This window comes from Streptomyces sp. NPDC052114 (genome assembly GCF_040680155.1).
GTDB lineage: Bacteria > Actinomycetota > Actinomycetes > Streptomycetales > Streptomycetaceae > Streptomyces.
In genome coordinates, this window is sequence record NZ_JBFAWC010000009.1 from 305,509 (window position 1) to 324,370 (window position 18,862).

Here is an 18,862-nt window from a genome sequence, read left to right on the forward strand (position 1 = left end):
CACCCGTCTCCCTCATCCCTCTGGATCCCACGCCCTGATGGAAACCCCTCTCAACACTCCGCCCGCCTCCGCCGTCGGCTCCCAGATGGTGAGCGAGGCTCTCGGCGCCTCGCCGCAGCAGCTCGGCCAGCTCCACCTCGTCGACACCACCGAGGACGTCACCGCCTGGCTCGTGATCACGGCCGCCCGTCACCTGGATCATGTGCACGGACAACTCGTTGACGCTGCCCAGAACGCGGCCTCCACCCTGTCGCGCGTCGCCGCCGGGAAGTCACCGATCAACTCACTCGGGGTCCTGCAGAACAGCGCCACACAGATCAACATCCTGGCCGCACGCCGCGCCGACGCCATCGAGCACCTCAAGACGGTCCTCCACGCCTACCGGCAGGTGACAACGCCAGGCGACGCCACCGCGCACCCGGTGCACCGTGCAGGGAAAGCCCCGATTCCGCCGGCCGCCACCAGCGCACCTCCCCTCCGCGCATCGCGCCGCCAGTGATCTGCCCCTCACCTTCAAGGAGCCCATGCCCGCCCCCCGCGCCGACCTCGCCGCCTTCGCCGAGATGCTCGCCGCCCGACTGCCCGGCGAATGGCACAGCACTTACCGCCAACACGACGCGTACAGCGACCAGTACCCCCTCGACGAGGAGGTCTGGGACAACAGCCACGTCCACTGGGCCGTCGGCGTATTCGTCCTCGGGCACGACGCCCAGCTGGCCGGACCCGACGGTCAGCGGCTCAGTGTCATCGACCGTCCGCTGCATCGCGACCAGTTCCTCGTGGTCCCCCTCGCCCCGGACGAGGGCCTCAAGCCCCACCACTTCTCCGGCGTCGACGAACCCAACGGCATCAAGGTCAGCAACGACCCACTCCGCGCCGCCGTCGAGGTCTCCCGCCGCGTCCTGCCCCGCTACCAACAGGCCCTGGCCGCCGTCCACCACAACGCGCAAGTCCAGCCCGAGCCCCCGCTGCGGCCCGCGCCGCCCGAGGTCGACCAGGTCCTCACGCTGACCCGGTACGCCGACGGCGTCTTCGGCGCGCCCCACGCGACGGTTCCCGACGAGGCCCGCACCACGCTCTACGTCCACGGCTTCCAGTACCACCCGCACCAAGGCGCCTTCCTCCTGCCCGCCGCGTACGGCGCGGCCGGCCAGGCCCTGCGCATCCAGGCCGTGGCACAGCAGCTCGCCGCCCACGGCATCGGCGTCAACCTCCGCCACAGCCCGCCGACGCCCGTCACCCGGCCCGGTCTGAACACCCACGCCCCGCTGTCGGGACCGCCGCCCGTCGCGCTCCGCCGTTAGACCGGCCGGACCTCCCGGCCCCCCTGCTTTCAGGAGATCCCACCTGTCCATGCCCTCCGCCATACCCGCGGTCCCCGCCGACGCGGGCATCGCCACCCCCACCGATCCAGGTGGTCGCTACGCGTACGGCCGTCTGCTTCTCGCGCTCACCGACCAACTCAACGGCGCGACGTCCTACGAGCACGCCGCTGCGCTGATCGAGCAGGTCCTGGAGCCGACCGACGGACTGCTGGAGCGGCTCGCCGAGTTCTTCGAAGCCGCCGCCGAGAAGGCCAAGGAGTCCGACCACGAGGACGGGTTCGACCTCCACTACGAGCTGGAGGATGCCGCGTCCACCGTGCGTGGGCTCGGTGAGGACCTGCACGTCGCCGTCGACCGCATGCGCGCCCTGAGCCCCCGCTCTCCCGTACGCCAGACCACCAGGGCGGCCATCGCGGGCCCGAGTGTCGGGCTGCCCACCGCGGCGCCCCTGGCGCCTGGTCGGACCCGGTGAAGGCGCCCGAGCTACCCGTCGGTCTGGATCAGGCGGCGCACCTGCACTCTCTGGCCGAGCGCATCCACAACGCCGCCGACGACCTTCCGGCCCCGGAGTCCACTCACTCGCTCGCCAGCATCAGCGAGGAGGTCGAAGACCAAGTACGCGTCCTCGCGGGCATCTTTGCCTCGCTCGCGACCGAGGCCGCCGTCCATGGCCGGGCAGCGAAGCGGCATCCCGGTGCGGCAGACTCCCTGGCCCACCACAAGGTCGCCCTGATGACGCGTGCGGCCGATCCTCTCGGCTGGGCCCTGGCCAAGCTGGGCGAAGCCGTCGCCCAGATCGGCCGCCTCCATGAGATCAGCGCCACCCCCCGGACTCCGGAACGAGCCAGGGCCATCAGCAACGCCCGCGCGACCCTCGGCGACCGGCTCACCAGCGCCCACCGGCACCTGACCGACGCGGCCGGCACCCTGCACCGGGACGCCGACCGGCTCATCGTGACGGCACCCAGCACACGCCGGGCGCCAACTCCGCCGCCCACTCACGGCAACCGGCCACCTGCCTCGCTGCCCATGCCCACTCCCGTGTCACCGGCCGCCTCTCGAACCCTCCGCTGACCTGCGCAGACGCGGCGACGCACCCCCTGGTTCGCGCCCGCGTCAATGCGCGAGGGAGGGCGGAACATAGCGGGCAATCCCCGGTTAGCCAAACCGGGGATTGCCCGGACCCTAGAGGCGGATCACCCACCACCCACCTTTTTCAGGAGCACCTCATCCGCCGCCCCCGCCACCGATTCCCCCTCGTCATCGCCACTGCCTGCATGGCCCTGGCCGCGACCGCCTGCAGCAACGGCGACGACAGCCCCGAGGCCAAGGACCCCGCGCCGACCGCGAGCGCCGAAAAGCAGCGGGAGTTGCCGCCCGCGCTGACCAAACAGCAGGCCCTCGCCGCGATCGACCGGTATGCGACGGTCAACAACAAGGCCAACGCCGACCGAGACCGCGACCTGCTCGACACCATCGAGGACGGCCCGCTGTATGCCATGTCGGTCTCCGATTACAAGGAGACCGAGGGCCTGACCAAGTCCGAGCGCAAGCCGTACAAGCCGTGGGCGTACGACACGCAGAACACCCAGCTGTACATCCCGCGGATCGCCCCCGGCCAGCCGCGCTGGTTCGCCGCCGCGCTCTCCGGCACCAAGGACAAGGCCCCCAACCGTCTCGCCGTCTTCGCCGAACAGAGCCAGCACAAGCGGTGGGAGATGGTCTCCGTCGCCGATCTGTACGGCACGGACCTGCCCAAGGTCGCCTTGGATGCCGACGGATTCGCCACGGCCGTCGCGGCCAACGGCAACAAGGACCTGGCCGCGGGAGCCGACCTGCTCCGCAGCGGCATCCTGGACAACTTCGCCACCGGCGGCCAGAACTCCGGGAAGAAGGTCTTCGCCGAGAGCAAGGCGAGCAGCCAGCAGATCAAGGTCCACGACGAGACCGTCAAGCAGTACGGCAGCCAGGGCACCAGCACCTTCGCCGACGCCACCAACCGCTATACCGACGCCTACGCGCTCAAGACCACCGACGGTGGCGCGCTGGTGTTCTTCTCCCACACCCACACCCAGACCGACGCGGTCGCCCGCTCCGGGCTGCAGCTCAACCCCGGCAAGGACGACCGGGCCTGGCTGCACGACATCCCACGCACGAGCGTCCGCTACGAGTTCATCTGCAACGACGCCGCCACCGTCCCCGCGAAGGCCGCCCCCGCCACGCTCCTGGCCTACACCTGCGCCCGCACCGACGCGTCCGGCCCGCCGGTGAACTCCGCGTCCCTGCCCCGCGTGTAGCGCAGCCCTCCACCCCACCGCCCTACGTGGTTCCTTGCCCACCGGATCCTGCATCGCCCGCCCCACCGAGACCGGCTACACCGGCATATACGTCCACTTCGACGGTGCCCCCAGCGGTCGCCTTCCGCTGCTCCTCGCCGCTTACCAGCATCGCTTCGCCAGCGACGTCGAGGCCATGAGCGTTCACCTCATCGACCGGGTGACCATCGCCTGGGACGAGCTGGGCACCGACCTCCTCGATGGCGCCCCCAAGCCGCTGGTCAAGGCCCCGACCGGCGGGGAGAGATGGCCCAGCCGCGAGCTGGACGACATCATCACCTCCGACGGCTCCCCGCCCCAGCGCGAGGTCGTCACTGAGGCCAACTCCGGACATCTGTCTTGGGGTTACGTCCTGCACCCCGCCGGGATCGAAGTCATCAGCCTGTACGCGGCAGACCGTGGGCCGATCGTCGACTGGAACACCGATCCTCGGACACGGTTCAGCGACCACCCGTACCTGTGGCTCCCCGGTCATCCGGTACCCGCTACCCGACCGCCGGGCACCCGGCCAGCCCCGGCCGCACCGGCACCTACCTCCACGGCCACCCGGTCCGCCACCCACCGCTGACCTCTCGCCCCCTTCGTCTCTGGGGAACGCCCTGTCCCCGCACTCCCGCCCCGACATCACGGTCGTCATCGCCACCCGGCTCCGGCCCGAACGCCTGGGCTACCTCGCCGAACTACACGCCAGCCTGACGCGGCAGACCGTGCCGTGGGAGGCCGTCCTCGTCCTCGACGGGGCCGACCCCGCGCTCCTGCCCGAACCGCTGGCCGCCGATGCCCGCATCCGCGTAGTCGGGGTGTCCCGCCCGGTCGGCGCTGCTGCCGCCCGCAACCTGGGCCTGCGCACCGTCCGTACCCCTCTGGTGTGCTACATGGACGACGACGATCTCGTGCCGGAGGACAGTCTCGCCATCCGGCACCACAGGATCACCGAGACCGGTCTGGGCTGGGTGGCGGGCTGGAGCGCCGACCTTCACTCGGACGGCTCCACCACGATCTGGCGCTGCCCGACGCCGCCCGGCGTGCACCAGCCCGGTGACGTGACCGGGTACTGGGCCAGTCCCGAGGCCCAGATCCCGCTCGGCCAGACCATGCTGCTGGCCCAGACCGATCTTGTCCTCGCCGCGGGCGGACACGGCGGACTCCCCGCCGGGGAAGACTTTTTGATGGTCAACGGCGTGACCAACCTCGCCGCAGGCGAACTGCTTCCGCACGTCGTCTATTTCTACCGGCAGCATCCCGCCCAGATGACAGCCGGCGGCGCCAACGGTTACCGCGATCTTCGGGGCCCTTCGCGCGAGTTCGCCTTCCGGCACGGTCGCGCCCTGCGCTCCGCGCTACAGCACTCACCCGCTCACGGGCAGGAGCTGGTGTCCTGATGACCTCCGGCGTCACCCAGGCGACCTTGGACTACCTCGCCCGGCGTCTCAACGACGTCGCCGGCCAGCTTCCCACCACCCACACGGAGGTGGACCCGGCGACGCTCACCGACGACATCGCCCTGCTCGCCCACCACCTCACCTACGCCGGCGAACGCGCGCAGGAACGCTTCGCCGCCCCTGAGACGGTCCACCTCCCCGAGCGCCACACCCTGATGCGGCTCGCCGAGGCGATGACCACCGTCACCAGCGCCATGGGCCACCTCACCGAGGCCCTCGACTGCGTGTCCACCGGCTTCTACCGGGAGGCCATCCCGGGTGTGGAGACCTCGCACCTGCGAGGCGATCCCAAGACGCTGCGGATCATCGCGGCCGAGAAGTGCAGCACAGCCCGCACCCAGCTGATCGCCACTGCCGCACGGCTCCACACCGAGACCGGCGGCAGAGCCGAGCCGCCCCGGCTGGCCGCGGCCCCGGTGGCGCCTGCACCCGTTCCATCCCCGTCCTCCGCGGTCGCCCTATCGCGGACTACGCGCTGACCACCAGGACCACATGTCGCCCACACCCCCCACCCAGATCATCCTCAGCACCAGTCGCGCCAACGGACTCGTCGCCATCCCCTACGGTGAGGAACACCGCCGAGCCTCCCGCGCTCTGGAAGAGGCCGGATTCCAGCGGATCCCCGGCGGCGCTTTCGCCGCCCCGCTGACCGACTGGCCGGCCACCCGCCAGATGGCCAGCGTCCTGGTGCACCGCGCCCACGCGCACGGCGCGACCATCACCACCAGCCCCCGCCCGTACCTCGCGGACTTCGGCGAGGACCTCGCCGCCCGGCTGCCCGGCACCTGGAGCGCGAAGCTGGAGCTCTACTACCACCCCGTGGTGCAAGAGGACCTCATCGGCCCGCTGTGGGACAGCGGAGACCTCCTCCAGGCCCTGCTCCACGACCCCGTTCCCAGCGCGGTGGTCCTCAAGAACACGGTGGGCACCGAGCTGCTGCTGATCGAGCGCCCCGGGCATGGCAGCGGATACCTCCTGGGTGCCTTCGCGACCGAGGAGTACGACGACAACTGGGAGGAGCCGAACGCGCCGCGCAGCATGGTGCTGCCCGCCGACCCTGGCCTCGCCGCCCACGCCGTCACCACCTCGTTCCTGCCCGAGTACAGCCGCTGTCTGCACAACCGCCGCCTGGACACGGTTCTGACCGCGCTGGAGCGCATCCGGTCGGAGCACGAGACGCTGCAGGCCATCAAGGCGTCCAGGCGCTACAGCGACGGGGTGCCGCTCGCCGACTCCCGGATGATCGCCGAGATGGAGCGCACGTTCGGCGACTACGCCTGGCTCTCCTTCCGTGACGTTCTCCAGCACGCCCCTGTCCTGCTCAGCCGGTGCCGCCCCGCCCGCAGCCCCTGGCCCCAGGACGCCGTCGCGCTGGAGCGTCTGCGCTCGGCGCTCGCCGACAGCCAGGAGACGCGCAACGAGGGCACGGCCCTGAGCGGCGTCCTGTTCTCGGTCGAGGGGTGGAAGCAGGCCCGCAGCCGCTTCGGGCTCGCCGCCCTGCCCGCGATCGAGACCTGGCTCACCGACAGCACGGTGTTCGAACGCCAGGCCCGTGCCGCCGTCCCCGGCGGACCGATGGCGCTGTCGGCACCGAGCCCGCACCTGCTCACCGCCCGCCCGGCGCCTCCCGCCGTGCCCCGGTCATCCGCAGCGCACCGCTGACCCCAGCAGAAAGGATCCGCCCCCTGTCCGACCACTTCCACTTCGCCGTCCACCCCGAGCACGGCTTCGTCGCCGCCCCCACGGCCGCGGTCACCCCGCACCTGGCCGAATGGTTCTTCACCCGCAAGCAGTTCGAGCCCGTGCCCGACCTGCCGGGCGTGTACCGCCTCACCCAGCCGGACCAGGACGGCCAGCGCCGCACTCGCCAGGCTGTACGTGATCTGAGAACCCACGGCTTCGCCGTGCAAGCCGACTACTCCCTCGATCCCGCACTCACCCCCGAACCCGCCCGCCCGTATGTGCGCAACGGGCTACTCGAACGACGCCAGCGCATCGCCCAGGCCGCCGCGGCCACCTCGCCGCAACGCGCCCCCACGCTGTCCACCGCCCCGACGCGGCCCTCGACGCAACCGGCCGCAGTCCCCGTCGCCGGACGCGCGCACGGCGCAGGGCCTGGACGGAGACGGTGAGCATGAACACCGAGCCCATCCGCATCGCCCGCAAACGCGGCGGCGAGGTCGAAGTCGAGGGCCCCGTAGACGAGTTCGCCGCGAAGATCCTCGACCGCGCGGGGTTCATCTTCCGCCCGACGCTGCGCGGAGTGTGGATCCGGCTGCACTTCGACACCGGCCAGGAGCACGAGAACCAGAAGGCCACCTACGCCGCCCAGATGCTCAGCGCAGCGGGCTACCAGGTCGACCTCGACCCGAACCTGCTCCCCGCTGCCAGCCACCGTGCGCCGGTGAACTGGTGGCCGCCGCGCACCGGAGCAGCAATGGCGACACAGCCCGCACCCAACTCCTCCCAGCGCCCCCGACGCTGACTCCTCACGACTCAAGGCACCATGACCCCATCCGCCAAGATCACGCTGTACCTCAGCGCCCGCGACAAGATCATCGCTCTGCCGAGCGGGACCGGCCGCAGGTGGGCCGAGACCGCCCTCGACCTGTCCGGCTTCGCCCAGAATCACGATCGCATCCACACCCTGGCGCTGGACGACCAGGCCGCGGCCCGCCAAGCCCTTACACATCTCCACCAAGCCGCCCGCGACTGCCAGGTCGCCGTCACCACCCACCCCCGCCCCTTTCTCGGCGACATCGCCGAGGCGATCGTGGCGGCGCTGCCCGGCCACTGGATGGCAGACATCGAGGCCCTGCGAGAGCAGCAGGACCAGCACTACCTGCGGGACTTCTTGTGGGAGACCGGCGCTCTCCACGGCCTCCTGGAGACGAACCGGCTGGGTTTCGCGGCGATCCTCCGAGACGGTGGCGGCACCGAGCTGCTGCTGGCCGAACGGCCCTCGGACGGGGCGTACCTGGTCGGCGCGCTGGCCCCGAGCCCTGATTACGTCCGCGTGACGGCCCCGGCTCCACGCACTGTCACCGCGTCCGACGCCCGGCTCGCCGCCCGGTTCATCCAGACGCGCCTGCTGCCCGACTACGGGCGGGCCGTCTACATCTCGCGCCTGGACGAGGTGGAGGAGGACCTGCGCTGGGCTCAGGAGCGCGAGCCCGGGACGTACGACACCGTGGACCTGGATGCAGCGCTGTACCGGTTCCGCGCCCACGCCATCGCATTCATCGCCACCCTGCGCGACACCACGACGCTCTCGACCGATCAGGCCGTCTTCCTCGATCGCATGGAGGACGGCCTGAGTCTCGACGACCTGGACGATCCGGATCCCGAGGCCCTCGCCAATGCGGAGGTGCTGTGGCTCAACGGCGGTGAGGAGCTGATCGAGATGGCCCACGCCGCCACACCGCCTGCATCCATCCCCCCCCGGCAAAGCGCAAGGCACTGCCCACCGCCGCACTCCCCCGCCGGCCGTAGCCGCCACCGGCCCGCGCCGCTGAACCCCACACGCAGCCACCGCGCCGCACCCCCTGTCCCGGAGCACCTCATCACCGACACCCCCACCGAAGACCTCGGCACCGCCCTCGGCGAACTGCACACCTTCCAGACCCAGTTCGCACTGATCCACGGGCGCTACGAGCGCGCCTGGGCCCGAGCAGCCGATGCCGCAGATGCCTCGCACGCCGCCGCAGTCATTGCGCACGGCAAGCGCCAGGAAGGCGTCGAAGCGTTCGAGCGCCACGTACTGCCGCACGCGGACGCGCTGCTGGTCGCCGCGCGCAGCGCCGTGGACGCCATGCCGCCGGCCCGGCACCATGCCGCCTGGCGCGAGCTGATCGCCGACATGGCCCACGCCGCCGACCAGATCCACCGCATCCGGTCCGCGCCCGCCGGTCAAGACGAGCCCGATGCCTCCCGAGTGCGTCACCTCCAGCTGTGGCCCTACGTGCTGGCCTGGGCCGAGCGGTCCTTCATCGTCGGCGACCTCGCCGGACAGCACCGCCCCGTCGCCCCGCCCCTGAGCGGTGAAGAACTTCGGCTCTGGCAGGAACGGGCGCAAGCAGCGTGGCAGCGCGGCGACTTGGACACGACTGATGTCTGGTACAGCGCCCGCAACGAGCTGATCACCCTGGCGTATCTCGTCGAACAGGGCGAGCAGACGGTGGTGGTGCTGGCGGGCGAAGTCGGCAGCGAGCAGATGCGGGTGCTGGGCCACTACGACACCGTGCACCAGGCGGTCGAAGCGTCCCCGCCCGCGGTTCCCGCAGGGGTCCTGCACCCGGACGTCGCCCCCTTCGCGCCCCAGGCTCCCGCAGCGGAGGCCCCGGTCGCGAAGCTGGTCCGTCAGGTCGACGAGGCGCGACACACCGGGGACGTCTATATGGCCCTGCTCGACGCCGTGGACGACTCCAGCTTCTCCCGCGGCCCGCTGCCCCGCCTGGCCGAACTCCTTTACCGGTCCGCGAAGTTCACCGACGCGCTGGAGACGAAGCAAGACCAGCGCTCTGCCGCCCGCCTGTCCGTCCTTGCCAGGCAACTCGGCGCGCTGACGCAGGAGATCGAGTCCGTCGCCGAGAGCCTCGGTGCCGGTGTCCTGCCACCGCACCGCACTCCACGCCCCGTGTTCCACACCACCCCCACGCCCCCGGCACCGCCCGTCGGACCGGCCGCGCCCCACGCCCTGGGCACGGCCCGCCGCCGCTAGCACCCCCGCATCGGGGTGCATCACCCCAGAAAGCCCGCGTTGACCTCCACCACCGGCTCCGGCCCGCTGCTCGCGCAACGCCACGTCGCCCGCCTGCTGTTCGGCACCTTGGTCGGCCGCCTGCCCAACGGCATGGCGCCCGTCGCGATCCTCCTGCTCGTCGCCGACCAGGGCGGTTCGCTGAAGACCGGCGGGCTGCTGTGTGCGCTGTACGGACTGGCCTCCGCCGTCGGGCAGCCGGTCCTGGGCCGAATGGTCGACCGGTGCGGACAAACGCTGGTCACCGCCGCGGCGGTCCTGCTCACCACGGTCTGCCTGCTGGCCCTGGCCGTGGTTGAGGTCGCCGCACGGCCAGGCCCGGCCGCCGCGCTCGTCGCGCTCGCCGGGCTGAGCACCCCGCCACTGGAAGCAGGACTGCGGGCCCTGTGGCCCGTGGTCCTGCCCGACGAGGCGCAGCGCCGGGCCGCGCTCGCGCTCGACACCGGCGCCCAGGGGCTGATCTACGTCACTGGGCCCCCGCTGGTCGCCGTGCTGTCCACGACGACCGGGCCGTGCACCGCGATGGTGGTGAGCGCCGCGCTCGGACTGCTCGGCGCCGCCATCGTGCTGAGCGCCGCACCCTCCCGCCACTGGCGCCCGGCCCCCGCACCCCAGCGCGCTGGCACCCTCGGGCCCCTCTCCCACGCGGGGCTGCGCTGGTTGTTCGTGGCGGTGAGCGGCGTCGGTTTTGCTCTGGGGGCGATGAACGTCTGGGCCGTCGCGTTCGCCGACGACCTCGGCATTGGCCTGCTGTCCGGGCTCATCCCCGCCGCGCTGTCCACCGGCAGCCTCGTCGGCGGCTTCCTGTACGGGCGACGCGCCTGGCCGGGCACGCTCACCGCACAACTTCTGGCGGCAGCCCTGCTGTTCGCCGCCGGATGGCTGCCGCTGATGGCGGTCACCGGGCCCGCCTCCGCAGTCGCGCTGACGGCAGTGCCGGGTCTGCTGCTCACCGCCGTGATCACCTCCGCGTTCCTGACGGTGGACGCCCTCGCCCCGGCCGGCACCACGACCGAGGCATACGCCTGGCTGATCGCCGCGGTCGGCACCGGCCAGGCCGCCGGGACCGCCCTGACCGGCGCGCTCTCCGAGCATCCTCCGGTCGGTGCCGCCCTTCCCGCGGCCGGCGCCGCGCTCACCCTCACAGTCCTGCTCGCCGCCCACCGCCACCTCGCCGTCCCCGGCGCCACCGCCCGTCGCCGAGGCAGGCACCGCCGCACACCGGCTCACGCCTCCCGCTGAACCCCTGGAAGCTCCGGGCCCGCCTCGCCATCGCCCAACACCCCACCGCTTTCCCGCCACCACCGATAGGAGACCCGCCTTGCCCGAAGCACCAGCAGAGCCGTTCATGACGATCCGGCACGCCATCACCGGCGAGATCACCACCACCGGCTACAACGCCGCCGCCCGGCGGATCCTGCTCCAGGACGGCTTCGAAGAGGCGCCCGGCTGCGCCTGCCGAGCGACGGAACCCGGTACGGAGCAGACGCACGGGCCTGCTCGGCAGCCGGCGAGCTGGCCGTCGCCGGCCATCCCCTGCCCCTGGACCGAGCCCTCGGCCGACCGGTGAGCGCCGACGGTACGCGCCGGTTGGCCCGGTCGCCGATGTCGGCACAGTCCGTGATCCGCTCCGAGAGCGGCCAGCTGCTCTAGCGCATCGCCAACCTCGCCCTCACCCGTACCTGTTGAAGGGACCTCGTTTTTGACCACACCCGGAACGCCTACGCGTCCAGCGCGCACCAAGGGCGGCGAACTACGGGCCAAGGTGGCCCGACTGCTGGCCGACCGGCCGGCGGACAAGCTCACCATCGGGGACATGGCCCGGCAGCTGGGCCACTCCCACGGAGCCGTCCGCAACGCCGCCCTCACCCTGGTGCGACGCGGCGAGGCCGACCAAAGCGGAAGCGGACAACCGGAGTTCCGCGCGAACGCGAAAACCGCCGCAGCCGCGCAGACCGCTGTGATCAGCCCACCGGGCACCCACTCTCCCCGCGCCCAGGCGGCCATGGCCCGCACGACCACTCCCGCAGCAGCCACGCCCAGGCAGACCGGCCCGATCCGCCGCGCGGGGGGCCAGCTCTACCACCCGAGGGAGCTGGCCGATCTGCCCGACGTCGAGGCGCTGAACCGGCTGCGCGACGCCGACGTGCCGGTGCTGCTCTACGGCCCTCCGGGCACCGGCAAGACGAGTCTGGTCGAGGCGGCGTTCCCGGACCTGCTCACCGTCGCCGGTGATGGCGACACCACGGTCGGCGACCTGATCGGCGAGTACACACAGGACGACGCGGGAGGCTACGTCTTCCAGTACGGTCCGCTGGTCACTGCGATGACCGAGGGCCGCGCCCTGCTGATCGACGATGCCACCTTGGTCTCACCGAAGGTCCTGGCGGCGCTGTATCCCGCGATGGACGGGCGCAGGCAGATCCAGGTCAAGGCCCACAAGGGCGAGACCATCAAGGCCGAGCCGGGCTTCTACGTGGCGGCGGGCCACAATCCCGGCGTCCACGGGGCGGTGTTGACGGAGGCGCTCGCGAGCCGGTTCAGCGTGCAGATCCAGATCGGCACGGACTATGACCTCGCCCTGGCGCTGAGGATCGATGCCCGGGTAGTCCGGGTCGCCCGGCACCTCGCCCGCCAGGTCGAACTCGGCGAGCTGGGCTGGGCCCCGCAACTGCGGGAGCTGCTTAGCTACCAGAAGACCGAGGCCGTCCTCGGCACCAAGGCCGCGCTCGCGAACCTGGTCGGCATCGCTCCTGCGGAGGATCGCGACATCGTCGCCGCTGCCGTCATCAAGGCTGTCGGCGTCAAGAAGATCGCGCCCCTCACCCTCGGCAAGCAGCTCCCCGCCTCGGCCGTCCGGCAACCTGCGGGCAGCACCGGCTCCCCGAACCGGGGCCGCTCGCGATGAGCGCCCACCACCACGTCCAGTCCCCCGCCACCACCCGGGAGGACGACGCCGACCTCGCGCGCTGGGACGACGACGGCGCCCCGCCCGCGCAACCCCGCACCTCCCCGGCCGCGTGGCTGCGCGTGGGAGCCGAACTCGGCGACCGGCTGGTCGCCCTCTCCGGCCGCCAGGACCTCCTCGTCACCTGCCGCCCCGGCACGCGCAGCGGCGCACCGGCCGCGTTCTTCCCCACTCTGGGCGAGGTCGAGTTCGACGCCCGCCTGTTCGCCCCGCTGAAGCCCCACGAGATCCATCCGCGGATCGTGGGCGACGAGGAGCGGTATCCCGCCGCCTGGGGAGTGTTCGTCCACGAGGCCGCGCACGCGGCCCACTCCGTCTGGACGGAGCCTGCCGGAGCGAACCCCCGTGTCGTCGAGGCCGCGCTCCTGCTGGAGGAGAGCCGTGTCGAAGGCGCACACCTGATCACGCGGCCCACGGACCGCACGTACCTGCGTACCAGTGCCCGAACCCTGGTCATGCCCGACATCGCCCACCCCACCCTGAAGGGCATCGAGCAGGCCGCCGCCGTGGCGGCCCTGGTCCTCGGCCGCCGTGACGTCGGCATCCTGGACGCCGGCGAGACCCGGGCGGTGGCCGATCTGTGCGAAAAGGTGCTGGGCGCAGACCTGCTGGCCACCCTCACCCGCATCTGGACCGCAGCCCACCAGTGCGCCGACCACGACGCCACGACCATGCTCGCGCACGGTCAAGACTGGTGCGACGCTCTGGACATCGCGGCCCCCGCCCGGCCCGTGCCGGAGAACCTCACCGATCTGCTGTCCGACGCCGTGGGGGTCGTCATGGACCACGCGGCAGCCACCAACGCCGCCGACCTCGCGGCACAGGCCGCAGCGGACAACGCCATGGCCGCGCAGTCCAAGGCGCAGGCTCAGGACCGCGCCCAGCGGGCCGGCCAGCGACGCAAAGCCGCCGCCACCGCCAAGTCGGTCTTCAACACCCGTGGCACCACCGTCAACCCCGACGGTACACCGGCGCCCCGCAGCAACCCGGTCACCGGAACCCGCCGGCCCACCGCCGCCGAGCAGAGTGCCGCCGCGCGCCTGAGCCGCGCCCTGCGTGCCGCCGCCTACCGCGAGCGGACCGAGGAGCGGACCACCAGCCCCACCCCGCCCGGCCGCCTCAACATGCGCGCGGCCCTCGCCCGCGACGCTCAACGCGCGGCCGGGTCGGTCCCCACCGCAGAACCGTTCACCCACACCCGCCGCCGGAACTCCCCCACCCCACCGCTGCGTGTGGGTATCGCCGTCGACGTCTCCGGCTCCATGCGGGCCGCCTGCGCGCCCGTCGCGTCCGCTGCCTGGATCGTGGCACGCGCAGCAGCCCTGACCGACCCCGACTCCCTCACTGCCACCATCGCCTACGACCAGCACCTGACCGCACTTGTCCGGCCCACCCACCGAGCACCAGAGCGCGTGACGACGTTCAATGCCAACGGCGGCAGCCACAACCTCGGCGACGCCATCGACGCACTCGACCACGGCCTCGAACTCAGCCGCCCCGGCGCCGGCCGACTCCTCGTGATCGTCACCGACGCCCACTACGGCAGCGACGAAACCGCTCAAGCCGTCACCCGCGTCAAGCAGCTCACGACCGCCGGCTGCGCCGTACTCCAGCTCACCCTCACCGCCAAGTCCCAGCACCTGCCGGGGACCACCTTGCTGCACCTGCCCCGGCCCTCCAGCGCTCCCGCCGCCATCGCCACGGCGGCCACCGACGCCATCCGCCGGACACGCTGAGACGACGCAGAAGGCGGAAGCGTCCTGTCCGGAACGCTCGCCGAACATGCCCGCCTCGGTGCGGCCCTGCCCGCCCTCGGCGCCGTGCTCACCCTCACCGTCCTGCTCGCTATGCGCCGCCACCTCGCCGTCCCCGGCGTCGCCACCCGCCGTCGAGGTCGGCACCGCCGGACACGGGCTCACGCCCTCCGCTGAACACCCTCTATCTGCAAGGAGATTCACCCTTGGCCGTACGCACCTCCTTTGAAGTTGTCCACACCTGTGGACACGCCATAACCCACGACCTCTCCGGCCGCCCGGCCGACAAGCGGGCCTCCTTCGCCCGTTGGCTCGCCTCCAAGGACTGCACCGACTGCTGGAAGGCCGCCCGCGACGGCGACAGCGCCAGCAAGGAGGAGTGGCTCGCGGCCAAGCGCGCCGCCGAACAGCAGGCCGCCACCGACTGGGCCGCCCAGTTCGAGATGCCCCCGCTCGAAGGCCCCGAGAAGGCCCTGGACTGGGGTGAACGCTCCCGCCACCAGTTGGTCACCGCCGCCTACACCGTGCTGGTCACCGAAGGCACCTGGGACGAGGCGGACTGGGCCGCGCTGGAGGAGAAGATCCGCACGATCACCCGCGCCGGATGGTGGATCGACCAGCGGGACGCCGAAGGCACGGATCTTCCCGAGCTTCTCGACGCCGCCACGGAGGCCGATCGCGGCACGGAGAACCCCTTCCGCTAGTACGGCGCGGCGGGCGCGGGTGCCTTATACCCGACGATCCCCGGTTAGCGAAACCGGGGATCGTCCGGACCATTGTCCTTCCACCGCCACCCCGTTGCCGTTCGTGGAAGGACTCCCTGTGCCCGAAGCTGTTCGCCCGCCGTACGTTCCCGCCGACATCCTCACACCCGAGAGGGACATGTCCCACGGCCACTTCCGGCCCGGCGACCAGGTCGTCATCCTCAAGGGCGTCGCCGGCGGAGAGCTGTGGGGGGACGCCATGACGGTGGTGACCCCGTCCTGGCACACACCCACCGACGAAGACGGGTGGCGGCTGCGCGACCCCAACGGCGGGCAGCAGACCTTCGTCACCGCCCACCCCCGCTACCTGGTCCACCTCTCGCGCCGCTGCCCCGACTGCCTCATCTACCTGCGCGCCCTGGAGGACTACCTGATCCCGAAGTTCGCCGACGCGGGCACCGTGATCGACTGCGGCTGGTACTCCACGACCGCGCTGAACCAGCTCGTGCACATCGCGGACGCCCGGGGCGGCCGGTGATCCCGTACATCCATGAGGCGGAGTTCTTCCCGTCCATCCCGCTCTCCGCTGCCCTGGCCCATCCGGTCGCCGAACAGGACGTGCTGGGTGATCTCGTGGTGGCCAGCGCCCCTCTGGACTCCAGCGTCGCCGAGGGCGGCCCCAAGGAGTGGATGTTCGCCGACGGGGAGGAGTACCTCCTCGCGCCACAGAGCCTCCACCCCTACGCTGCCGGGCCGAACGCCAACGATCCTGAGATCTTCCACATGGCTGTCCGGCTGCACCCCGCCGACCGGGAACTGCGCCCGCCGGAATGGGCGGAGATCGCACAGCGGTTGTCCCGCGTCGCCGGGCTCGCACCCGCCGGGGATGAGCAGGCGTGCCGCTGGGTGGCGCTGCAGGCCCGGCCCGGCCGACTCGACGTGATCGGCAACCTCATCCGCGGCGACGGCGCCTGGGCCCGGCAGCCTTATCCACTGGCTCGGGCGCTCATGGAGGAGAGCCGACGCATCGAGGTCGATCTCGGCCTGGTGCCCGCACAGCCCCACGGCGGGCGCCCGCTGACCGCGCGGCTCCCGGCCCAACGCCCGGCCCTGCAAAGGCCGGTGGCGGATCAGTCCCCGCCCGCAGTGGCCGCGCAGCTCGCCATGCTGATGTGCCAGCTCGCCGACGAGACCAACGGGCCGATCGCCTCGGTGCGCGGCCTGGTCGAGCAGGCCGCGTACCGGCTGGAGGAGCTGCCCCACTCCTACGGGCCCGCCGCGGGACACCGGATGGAGTGGATCGCCCGGCGTCTGTACGGCATCCAGCGGGACCTGGAAGCCACCGCCGCGGATCTGCCCGGAGCCAGCCAACGCGCCGCCCTGGTCACCTACGCGCCCGCCGCTCCCCGCCCGGCGCCCGCGCGCCGCTCCCGCTGAATCCCCTGAGAAAGTCCTGCCCTTGGCCATCGCCGACCGCTACCTGACCCTGCAACGCGACGTGCACTCCGGCGAGGTCCTCTCCCGTGGAGGCGATCCGGAAGCGCACAGCATCCTTCAGCGCACTGGCTTCGTCCCCGTCGTCCGCGTACACGAGCACTGCCACCGACTGCCCACCGGCCTCGACGAGGCCGAGGAGGAACGACTCGCCACCCGGGCCGTGGCCCGGTTGCGCGCCGTGCGCTATCACGTCGACTGCGACGCAGCGTTCGAGACCGAACTGCGCGAGGCGCACTACCTCCCCCTCGGCGCCTCCGTCGCCCACCAGGCCGACCGCATCCGCCAGGCGACCACCACCGAGGAAGTCGCGGATGCCCTGACCGAACTCACCGCCGCCCACGACGGTGTCCTGGCCGCCCTCGACGACATCCTCACGGCAACGGTCGAGTTCCACCTGGGCCTTGGCGGGGCAGCCGATATCGCCACCGCTTCCCGGCTGCGTTACCTCGCCGAAAGCCGCCTGGACGTCATCCGCGCCGACCTCGCCGGCGTGCGTGCCGACCTCGCCGACCGGCACGAACCTCACCCGCAGCGCAGCGTGTGCAGCGCCGAAATCGGCCCAGGCGAGCGTGAAGCCTCCGCCGTCTGCGGCTGTCCGCCCCCGCCCCGGACCACCACATCGCCCAGCCCGCCGCCCGCATCTCCGGCCCCTGCCGGACGGCGCCGCTGACCCCCTATCCCCGAGGAATTCATGCACGACCCCACCCCTAACCTCGCGTCCTTCGCCATCGCCCTGGCCGACGAACTCCCCGGCCAGTGGACCAGCAAGCACCAGACGCATACGCAGTACCCCGACCAGTTCGCCCGCGCCGAACACGTCTGGGACATGAACCTTCTCGCCCACGCCATCGCCGAGCACGTCCTGGACCAGGACGCGGTCCTCACCCGCGACGACGGCGCCCGCCTGTACGTCATCGCGCGCCCGCGCAGCGGCGAGGAGTTCCTCGTCGGCGCCATCGCCCCGGGCGGCATCCCTGCGGAAGCCTTCCGCGCCGTACGCGAGCCCGACGGCATCGCCGTCCCCGACGACCCGGTCCAAGCCGCCGCGGACATCACCAGCGACCTGCTGCCCCGCTACGACAAAGCCCTCGCCCAGGTTCACGAACAGGCTGCCCGCCTGACCCCGGCGCCGCCCCCGGAACTCGTGGTGATCACCCTGAGCGGCCGGGACTTCCACGTCACCAAGCCCAAGCGGGCCGACGCCGCGCAGATCCTCACCGACAACGGCTGCGTCTACGACACGGACCAGGACGTCTTCGTGCTGCCCGGCGATGACACCGCCGCGCAGGCCGAGTCCATCCAGCGGGCAGCAGCGCAGCTGGACCGGCTCGGTATCGGTCTCAGTGTGCGGCTCCCGCAGGCCAAGCCCGCCCTGGACACCGCTCCGGTCGCAGCTCCGGCCCCGGCCGCAGCCTCCACGGCGCGGACTCGATGACCAGGTCGGCGGACGACGAGCCGACGTTCTTCGTCCTCGACTACGTGACCATCACGCGGGACCCGAAGACGCAGCTGGTCGTCGCGATCGGTGGCGACCAACGCGCCGAGGGGATCCTGCAGACCGCCGGCGGCTTCATCTCCGCCGCCGGCCCTCGCGGCCCCTACCAGCGCCAGCCGCACACCATGCCCGTCGAACAGCAGCGCCAGGGCGCCACCGCCGCCGCCCACGCACTGCTGCTGGCCGGATTCGGCGTCCACCTGGACCCCACGCTCAACGTCCTGGCCACCGCCGACGGTGACCGGCAGGCCGCCCACCGCTACCTCCAGCAGCTCGCCGAGCGGGCCCACCATGCCGCCGACGACCAGGAGGTCGCCAAGGTCCTCACCGAAATCGCCGCGCCTCACGACGGGCTCCTGCCGCGCCTGGTACAGACCCTGATCTCCACCTGGGCGCCCTGGATCCAACGCCTGGAGAGCACCGGGCACGAACCGGCGTCGGCGGAACGGCTGATGACGGCCACAAGCCGCTTGTCCGAGCACGCCCGGCAGATCGAACTGATCCGCAACCAGACCGCGCGCACCAGCACACCCGCGCTGACCACCACCCCGTCCACGTCGCCTGCCCGGCGGCGATAGCCCC

21 protein-coding genes are annotated in these 18,862 nt (G+C 72.0%); all 21 read left to right on the forward strand.

From position 1 onward, the window contains the following. Positions 1 to 37 precede the first annotated feature (37 nt). The 21 genes from AB0L89_RS21895 (at position 38) to AB0L89_RS21995 (ending at position 18,858) form a co-directional block, all read left to right on the forward strand. Positions 38 to 499, forward strand: coding sequence for a hypothetical protein (locus AB0L89_RS21895; protein WP_365143232.1), 462 nt, complete (start codon positions 38 to 40; stop codon positions 497 to 499). 25 nt (positions 500 to 524) lie between these two features. Continuing rightward, complete coding sequence (locus tag AB0L89_RS21900) at positions 525 to 1,304, forward strand: hypothetical protein (RefSeq protein ID WP_365143234.1); 780 nt, start codon at positions 525 to 527, stop codon at positions 1,302 to 1,304. 49 nt (positions 1,305 to 1,353) lie between these two features. After that, positions 1,354 to 1,797 (forward strand): hypothetical protein, encoded by a 444-nt coding sequence (locus AB0L89_RS21905; protein WP_365143236.1) that lies wholly within the window; start codon positions 1,354 to 1,356, stop codon positions 1,795 to 1,797. Next, on the forward strand, positions 1,794 to 2,399 hold the full coding sequence (locus AB0L89_RS21910; RefSeq protein WP_365143238.1) for a hypothetical protein: 606 nt from the start codon (positions 1,794 to 1,796) through the stop codon (positions 2,397 to 2,399). The genes AB0L89_RS21905 and AB0L89_RS21910 overlap by 4 nt, the downstream gene beginning before the upstream one ends. 203 nt (positions 2,400 to 2,602) lie before the next feature. Further along, on the forward strand, positions 2,603 to 3,622 hold the full coding sequence (locus AB0L89_RS21915; protein ID WP_365143240.1) for a hypothetical protein: 1,020 nt from the start codon (positions 2,603 to 2,605) through the stop codon (positions 3,620 to 3,622). A 34-nt stretch (positions 3,623 to 3,656) separates the two neighbouring features. Further along, positions 3,657 to 4,229, forward strand: a complete 573-nt coding sequence (locus AB0L89_RS21920) for a hypothetical protein (protein WP_365143242.1) — start codon at positions 3,657 to 3,659, stop codon at positions 4,227 to 4,229. Between the two features lie 67 nt (positions 4,230 to 4,296). Continuing rightward, on the forward strand, positions 4,297 to 5,043 hold the full coding sequence (locus tag AB0L89_RS21925; RefSeq protein ID WP_365143400.1) for a glycosyltransferase: 747 nt from the start codon (positions 4,297 to 4,299) through the stop codon (positions 5,041 to 5,043). Beyond that, positions 5,043 to 5,582, forward strand: a complete 540-nt coding sequence (locus AB0L89_RS21930) for a hypothetical protein (protein WP_365143244.1) — start codon at positions 5,043 to 5,045, stop codon at positions 5,580 to 5,582. The genes AB0L89_RS21925 and AB0L89_RS21930 overlap by 1 nt, the downstream gene beginning before the upstream one ends. A 13-nt stretch (positions 5,583 to 5,595) precedes the next feature. After that, a complete protein-coding gene (locus AB0L89_RS21935) occupies positions 5,596 to 6,765 on the forward strand; it encodes a hypothetical protein (protein WP_365143246.1) in 1,170 nt (389 codons plus the stop codon). A gap of 472 nt (positions 6,766 to 7,237) precedes the next feature. Next, a complete protein-coding gene (locus AB0L89_RS21940) occupies positions 7,238 to 7,588 on the forward strand; it encodes a hypothetical protein (RefSeq protein WP_365143248.1) in 351 nt (116 codons plus the stop codon). 21 nt (positions 7,589 to 7,609) lie between these two features. Further along, positions 7,610 to 9,823 (forward strand): hypothetical protein, encoded by a 2,214-nt coding sequence (locus AB0L89_RS21945; protein ID WP_365143250.1) that lies wholly within the window; start codon positions 7,610 to 7,612, stop codon positions 9,821 to 9,823. A 39-nt stretch (positions 9,824 to 9,862) separates the two neighbouring features. Then, positions 9,863 to 11,104, forward strand: coding sequence for an MFS transporter (locus AB0L89_RS21950; RefSeq protein ID WP_365143252.1), 1,242 nt, complete (start codon positions 9,863 to 9,865; stop codon positions 11,102 to 11,104). A gap of 106 nt (positions 11,105 to 11,210) precedes the next feature. Further along, a complete protein-coding gene (locus AB0L89_RS21955) occupies positions 11,211 to 11,432 on the forward strand; it encodes a hypothetical protein (protein WP_365143402.1) in 222 nt (73 codons plus the stop codon). A 195-nt stretch (positions 11,433 to 11,627) separates the two neighbouring features. Beyond that, positions 11,628 to 12,770, forward strand: a complete 1,143-nt coding sequence (locus tag AB0L89_RS21960; protein WP_365143404.1) for an AAA family ATPase — start codon at positions 11,628 to 11,630, stop codon at positions 12,768 to 12,770. Then, positions 12,767 to 14,566 carry a hypothetical protein gene (locus AB0L89_RS21965; protein ID WP_365143254.1) on the forward strand — a complete coding sequence of 600 codons (1,800 nt, stop codon included), beginning with the start codon at positions 12,767 to 12,769 and terminating at the stop codon, positions 14,564 to 14,566. Before AB0L89_RS21960 ends, AB0L89_RS21965 begins: the two co-directional genes overlap by 4 nt. Before the next feature lie 224 nt (positions 14,567 to 14,790). Next, positions 14,791 to 15,288, forward strand: a complete 498-nt coding sequence (locus AB0L89_RS21970) for a hypothetical protein (protein WP_365143256.1) — start codon at positions 14,791 to 14,793, stop codon at positions 15,286 to 15,288. 178 nt (positions 15,289 to 15,466) lie between these two features. Continuing rightward, the gene (locus AB0L89_RS21975) at positions 15,467 to 15,826 is read left to right on the forward strand and encodes a hypothetical protein (RefSeq protein ID WP_365143406.1); all 360 of its coding nucleotides are present in this window, start codon (positions 15,467 to 15,469) and stop codon (positions 15,824 to 15,826) included. Then, positions 15,823 to 16,725: a hypothetical protein gene (locus AB0L89_RS21980; protein ID WP_365143258.1), complete on the forward strand. Its 903-nt coding sequence runs from the start codon at positions 15,823 to 15,825 to the stop codon at positions 16,723 to 16,725. The genes AB0L89_RS21975 and AB0L89_RS21980 overlap by 4 nt, the downstream gene beginning before the upstream one ends. Positions 16,726 to 16,747: 22 nt before the next feature. Then, positions 16,748 to 17,455, forward strand: a complete 708-nt coding sequence (locus AB0L89_RS21985) for a hypothetical protein (protein ID WP_365143260.1) — start codon at positions 16,748 to 16,750, stop codon at positions 17,453 to 17,455. Positions 17,456 to 17,476: 21 nt separating this feature from the next. Then, positions 17,477 to 18,220, forward strand: coding sequence for a hypothetical protein (locus AB0L89_RS21990; protein WP_365143262.1), 744 nt, complete (start codon positions 17,477 to 17,479; stop codon positions 18,218 to 18,220). Continuing rightward, on the forward strand, positions 18,217 to 18,858 hold the full coding sequence (locus tag AB0L89_RS21995) for a hypothetical protein (protein ID WP_365143264.1): 642 nt from the start codon (positions 18,217 to 18,219) through the stop codon (positions 18,856 to 18,858). The genes AB0L89_RS21990 and AB0L89_RS21995 overlap by 4 nt, the downstream gene beginning before the upstream one ends. The last annotated feature ends 4 nt before the right edge of the window (positions 18,859 to 18,862 follow it).

Excerpts from the sequence above, each read along its gene's own strand:
- AB0L89_RS21895 (WP_365143232.1), top strand. The coding sequence starts at position 38 with ATGGAAACCCCTCTCAACACTCCGCCCGCCTCCGCCGTCGGCTCCCAG.
- AB0L89_RS21900 (WP_365143234.1), top strand. The coding sequence starts at position 525 with ATGCCCGCCCCCCGCGCCGACCTCGCCGCCTTCGCCGAGATGCTCGCC.
- AB0L89_RS21905 (WP_365143236.1), top strand. The coding sequence starts at position 1,354 with ATGCCCTCCGCCATACCCGCGGTCCCCGCCGACGCGGGCATCGCCACC.
- AB0L89_RS21915 (WP_365143240.1), top strand. The coding sequence starts at position 2,603 with ATGGCCCTGGCCGCGACCGCCTGCAGCAACGGCGACGACAGCCCCGAG.
- AB0L89_RS21930 (WP_365143244.1), top strand. The coding sequence starts at position 5,043 with ATGACCTCCGGCGTCACCCAGGCGACCTTGGACTACCTCGCCCGGCGT.
- AB0L89_RS21935 (WP_365143246.1), top strand. The coding sequence starts at position 5,596 with ATGTCGCCCACACCCCCCACCCAGATCATCCTCAGCACCAGTCGCGCC.
- AB0L89_RS21940 (WP_365143248.1), top strand. The coding sequence starts at position 7,238 with ATGAACACCGAGCCCATCCGCATCGCCCGCAAACGCGGCGGCGAGGTC.
- AB0L89_RS21945 (WP_365143250.1), top strand. The coding sequence starts at position 7,610 with ATGACCCCATCCGCCAAGATCACGCTGTACCTCAGCGCCCGCGACAAG.
- AB0L89_RS21955 (WP_365143402.1), top strand. The coding sequence starts at position 11,211 with ATGACGATCCGGCACGCCATCACCGGCGAGATCACCACCACCGGCTAC.
- AB0L89_RS21965 (WP_365143254.1), top strand. The coding sequence starts at position 12,767 with ATGAGCGCCCACCACCACGTCCAGTCCCCCGCCACCACCCGGGAGGAC.
- AB0L89_RS21975 (WP_365143406.1), top strand. The coding sequence starts at position 15,467 with ATGTCCCACGGCCACTTCCGGCCCGGCGACCAGGTCGTCATCCTCAAG.
- AB0L89_RS21990 (WP_365143262.1), top strand. The coding sequence starts at position 17,477 with ATGCACGACCCCACCCCTAACCTCGCGTCCTTCGCCATCGCCCTGGCC.
- AB0L89_RS21995 (WP_365143264.1), top strand. The coding sequence starts at position 18,217 with ATGACCAGGTCGGCGGACGACGAGCCGACGTTCTTCGTCCTCGACTAC.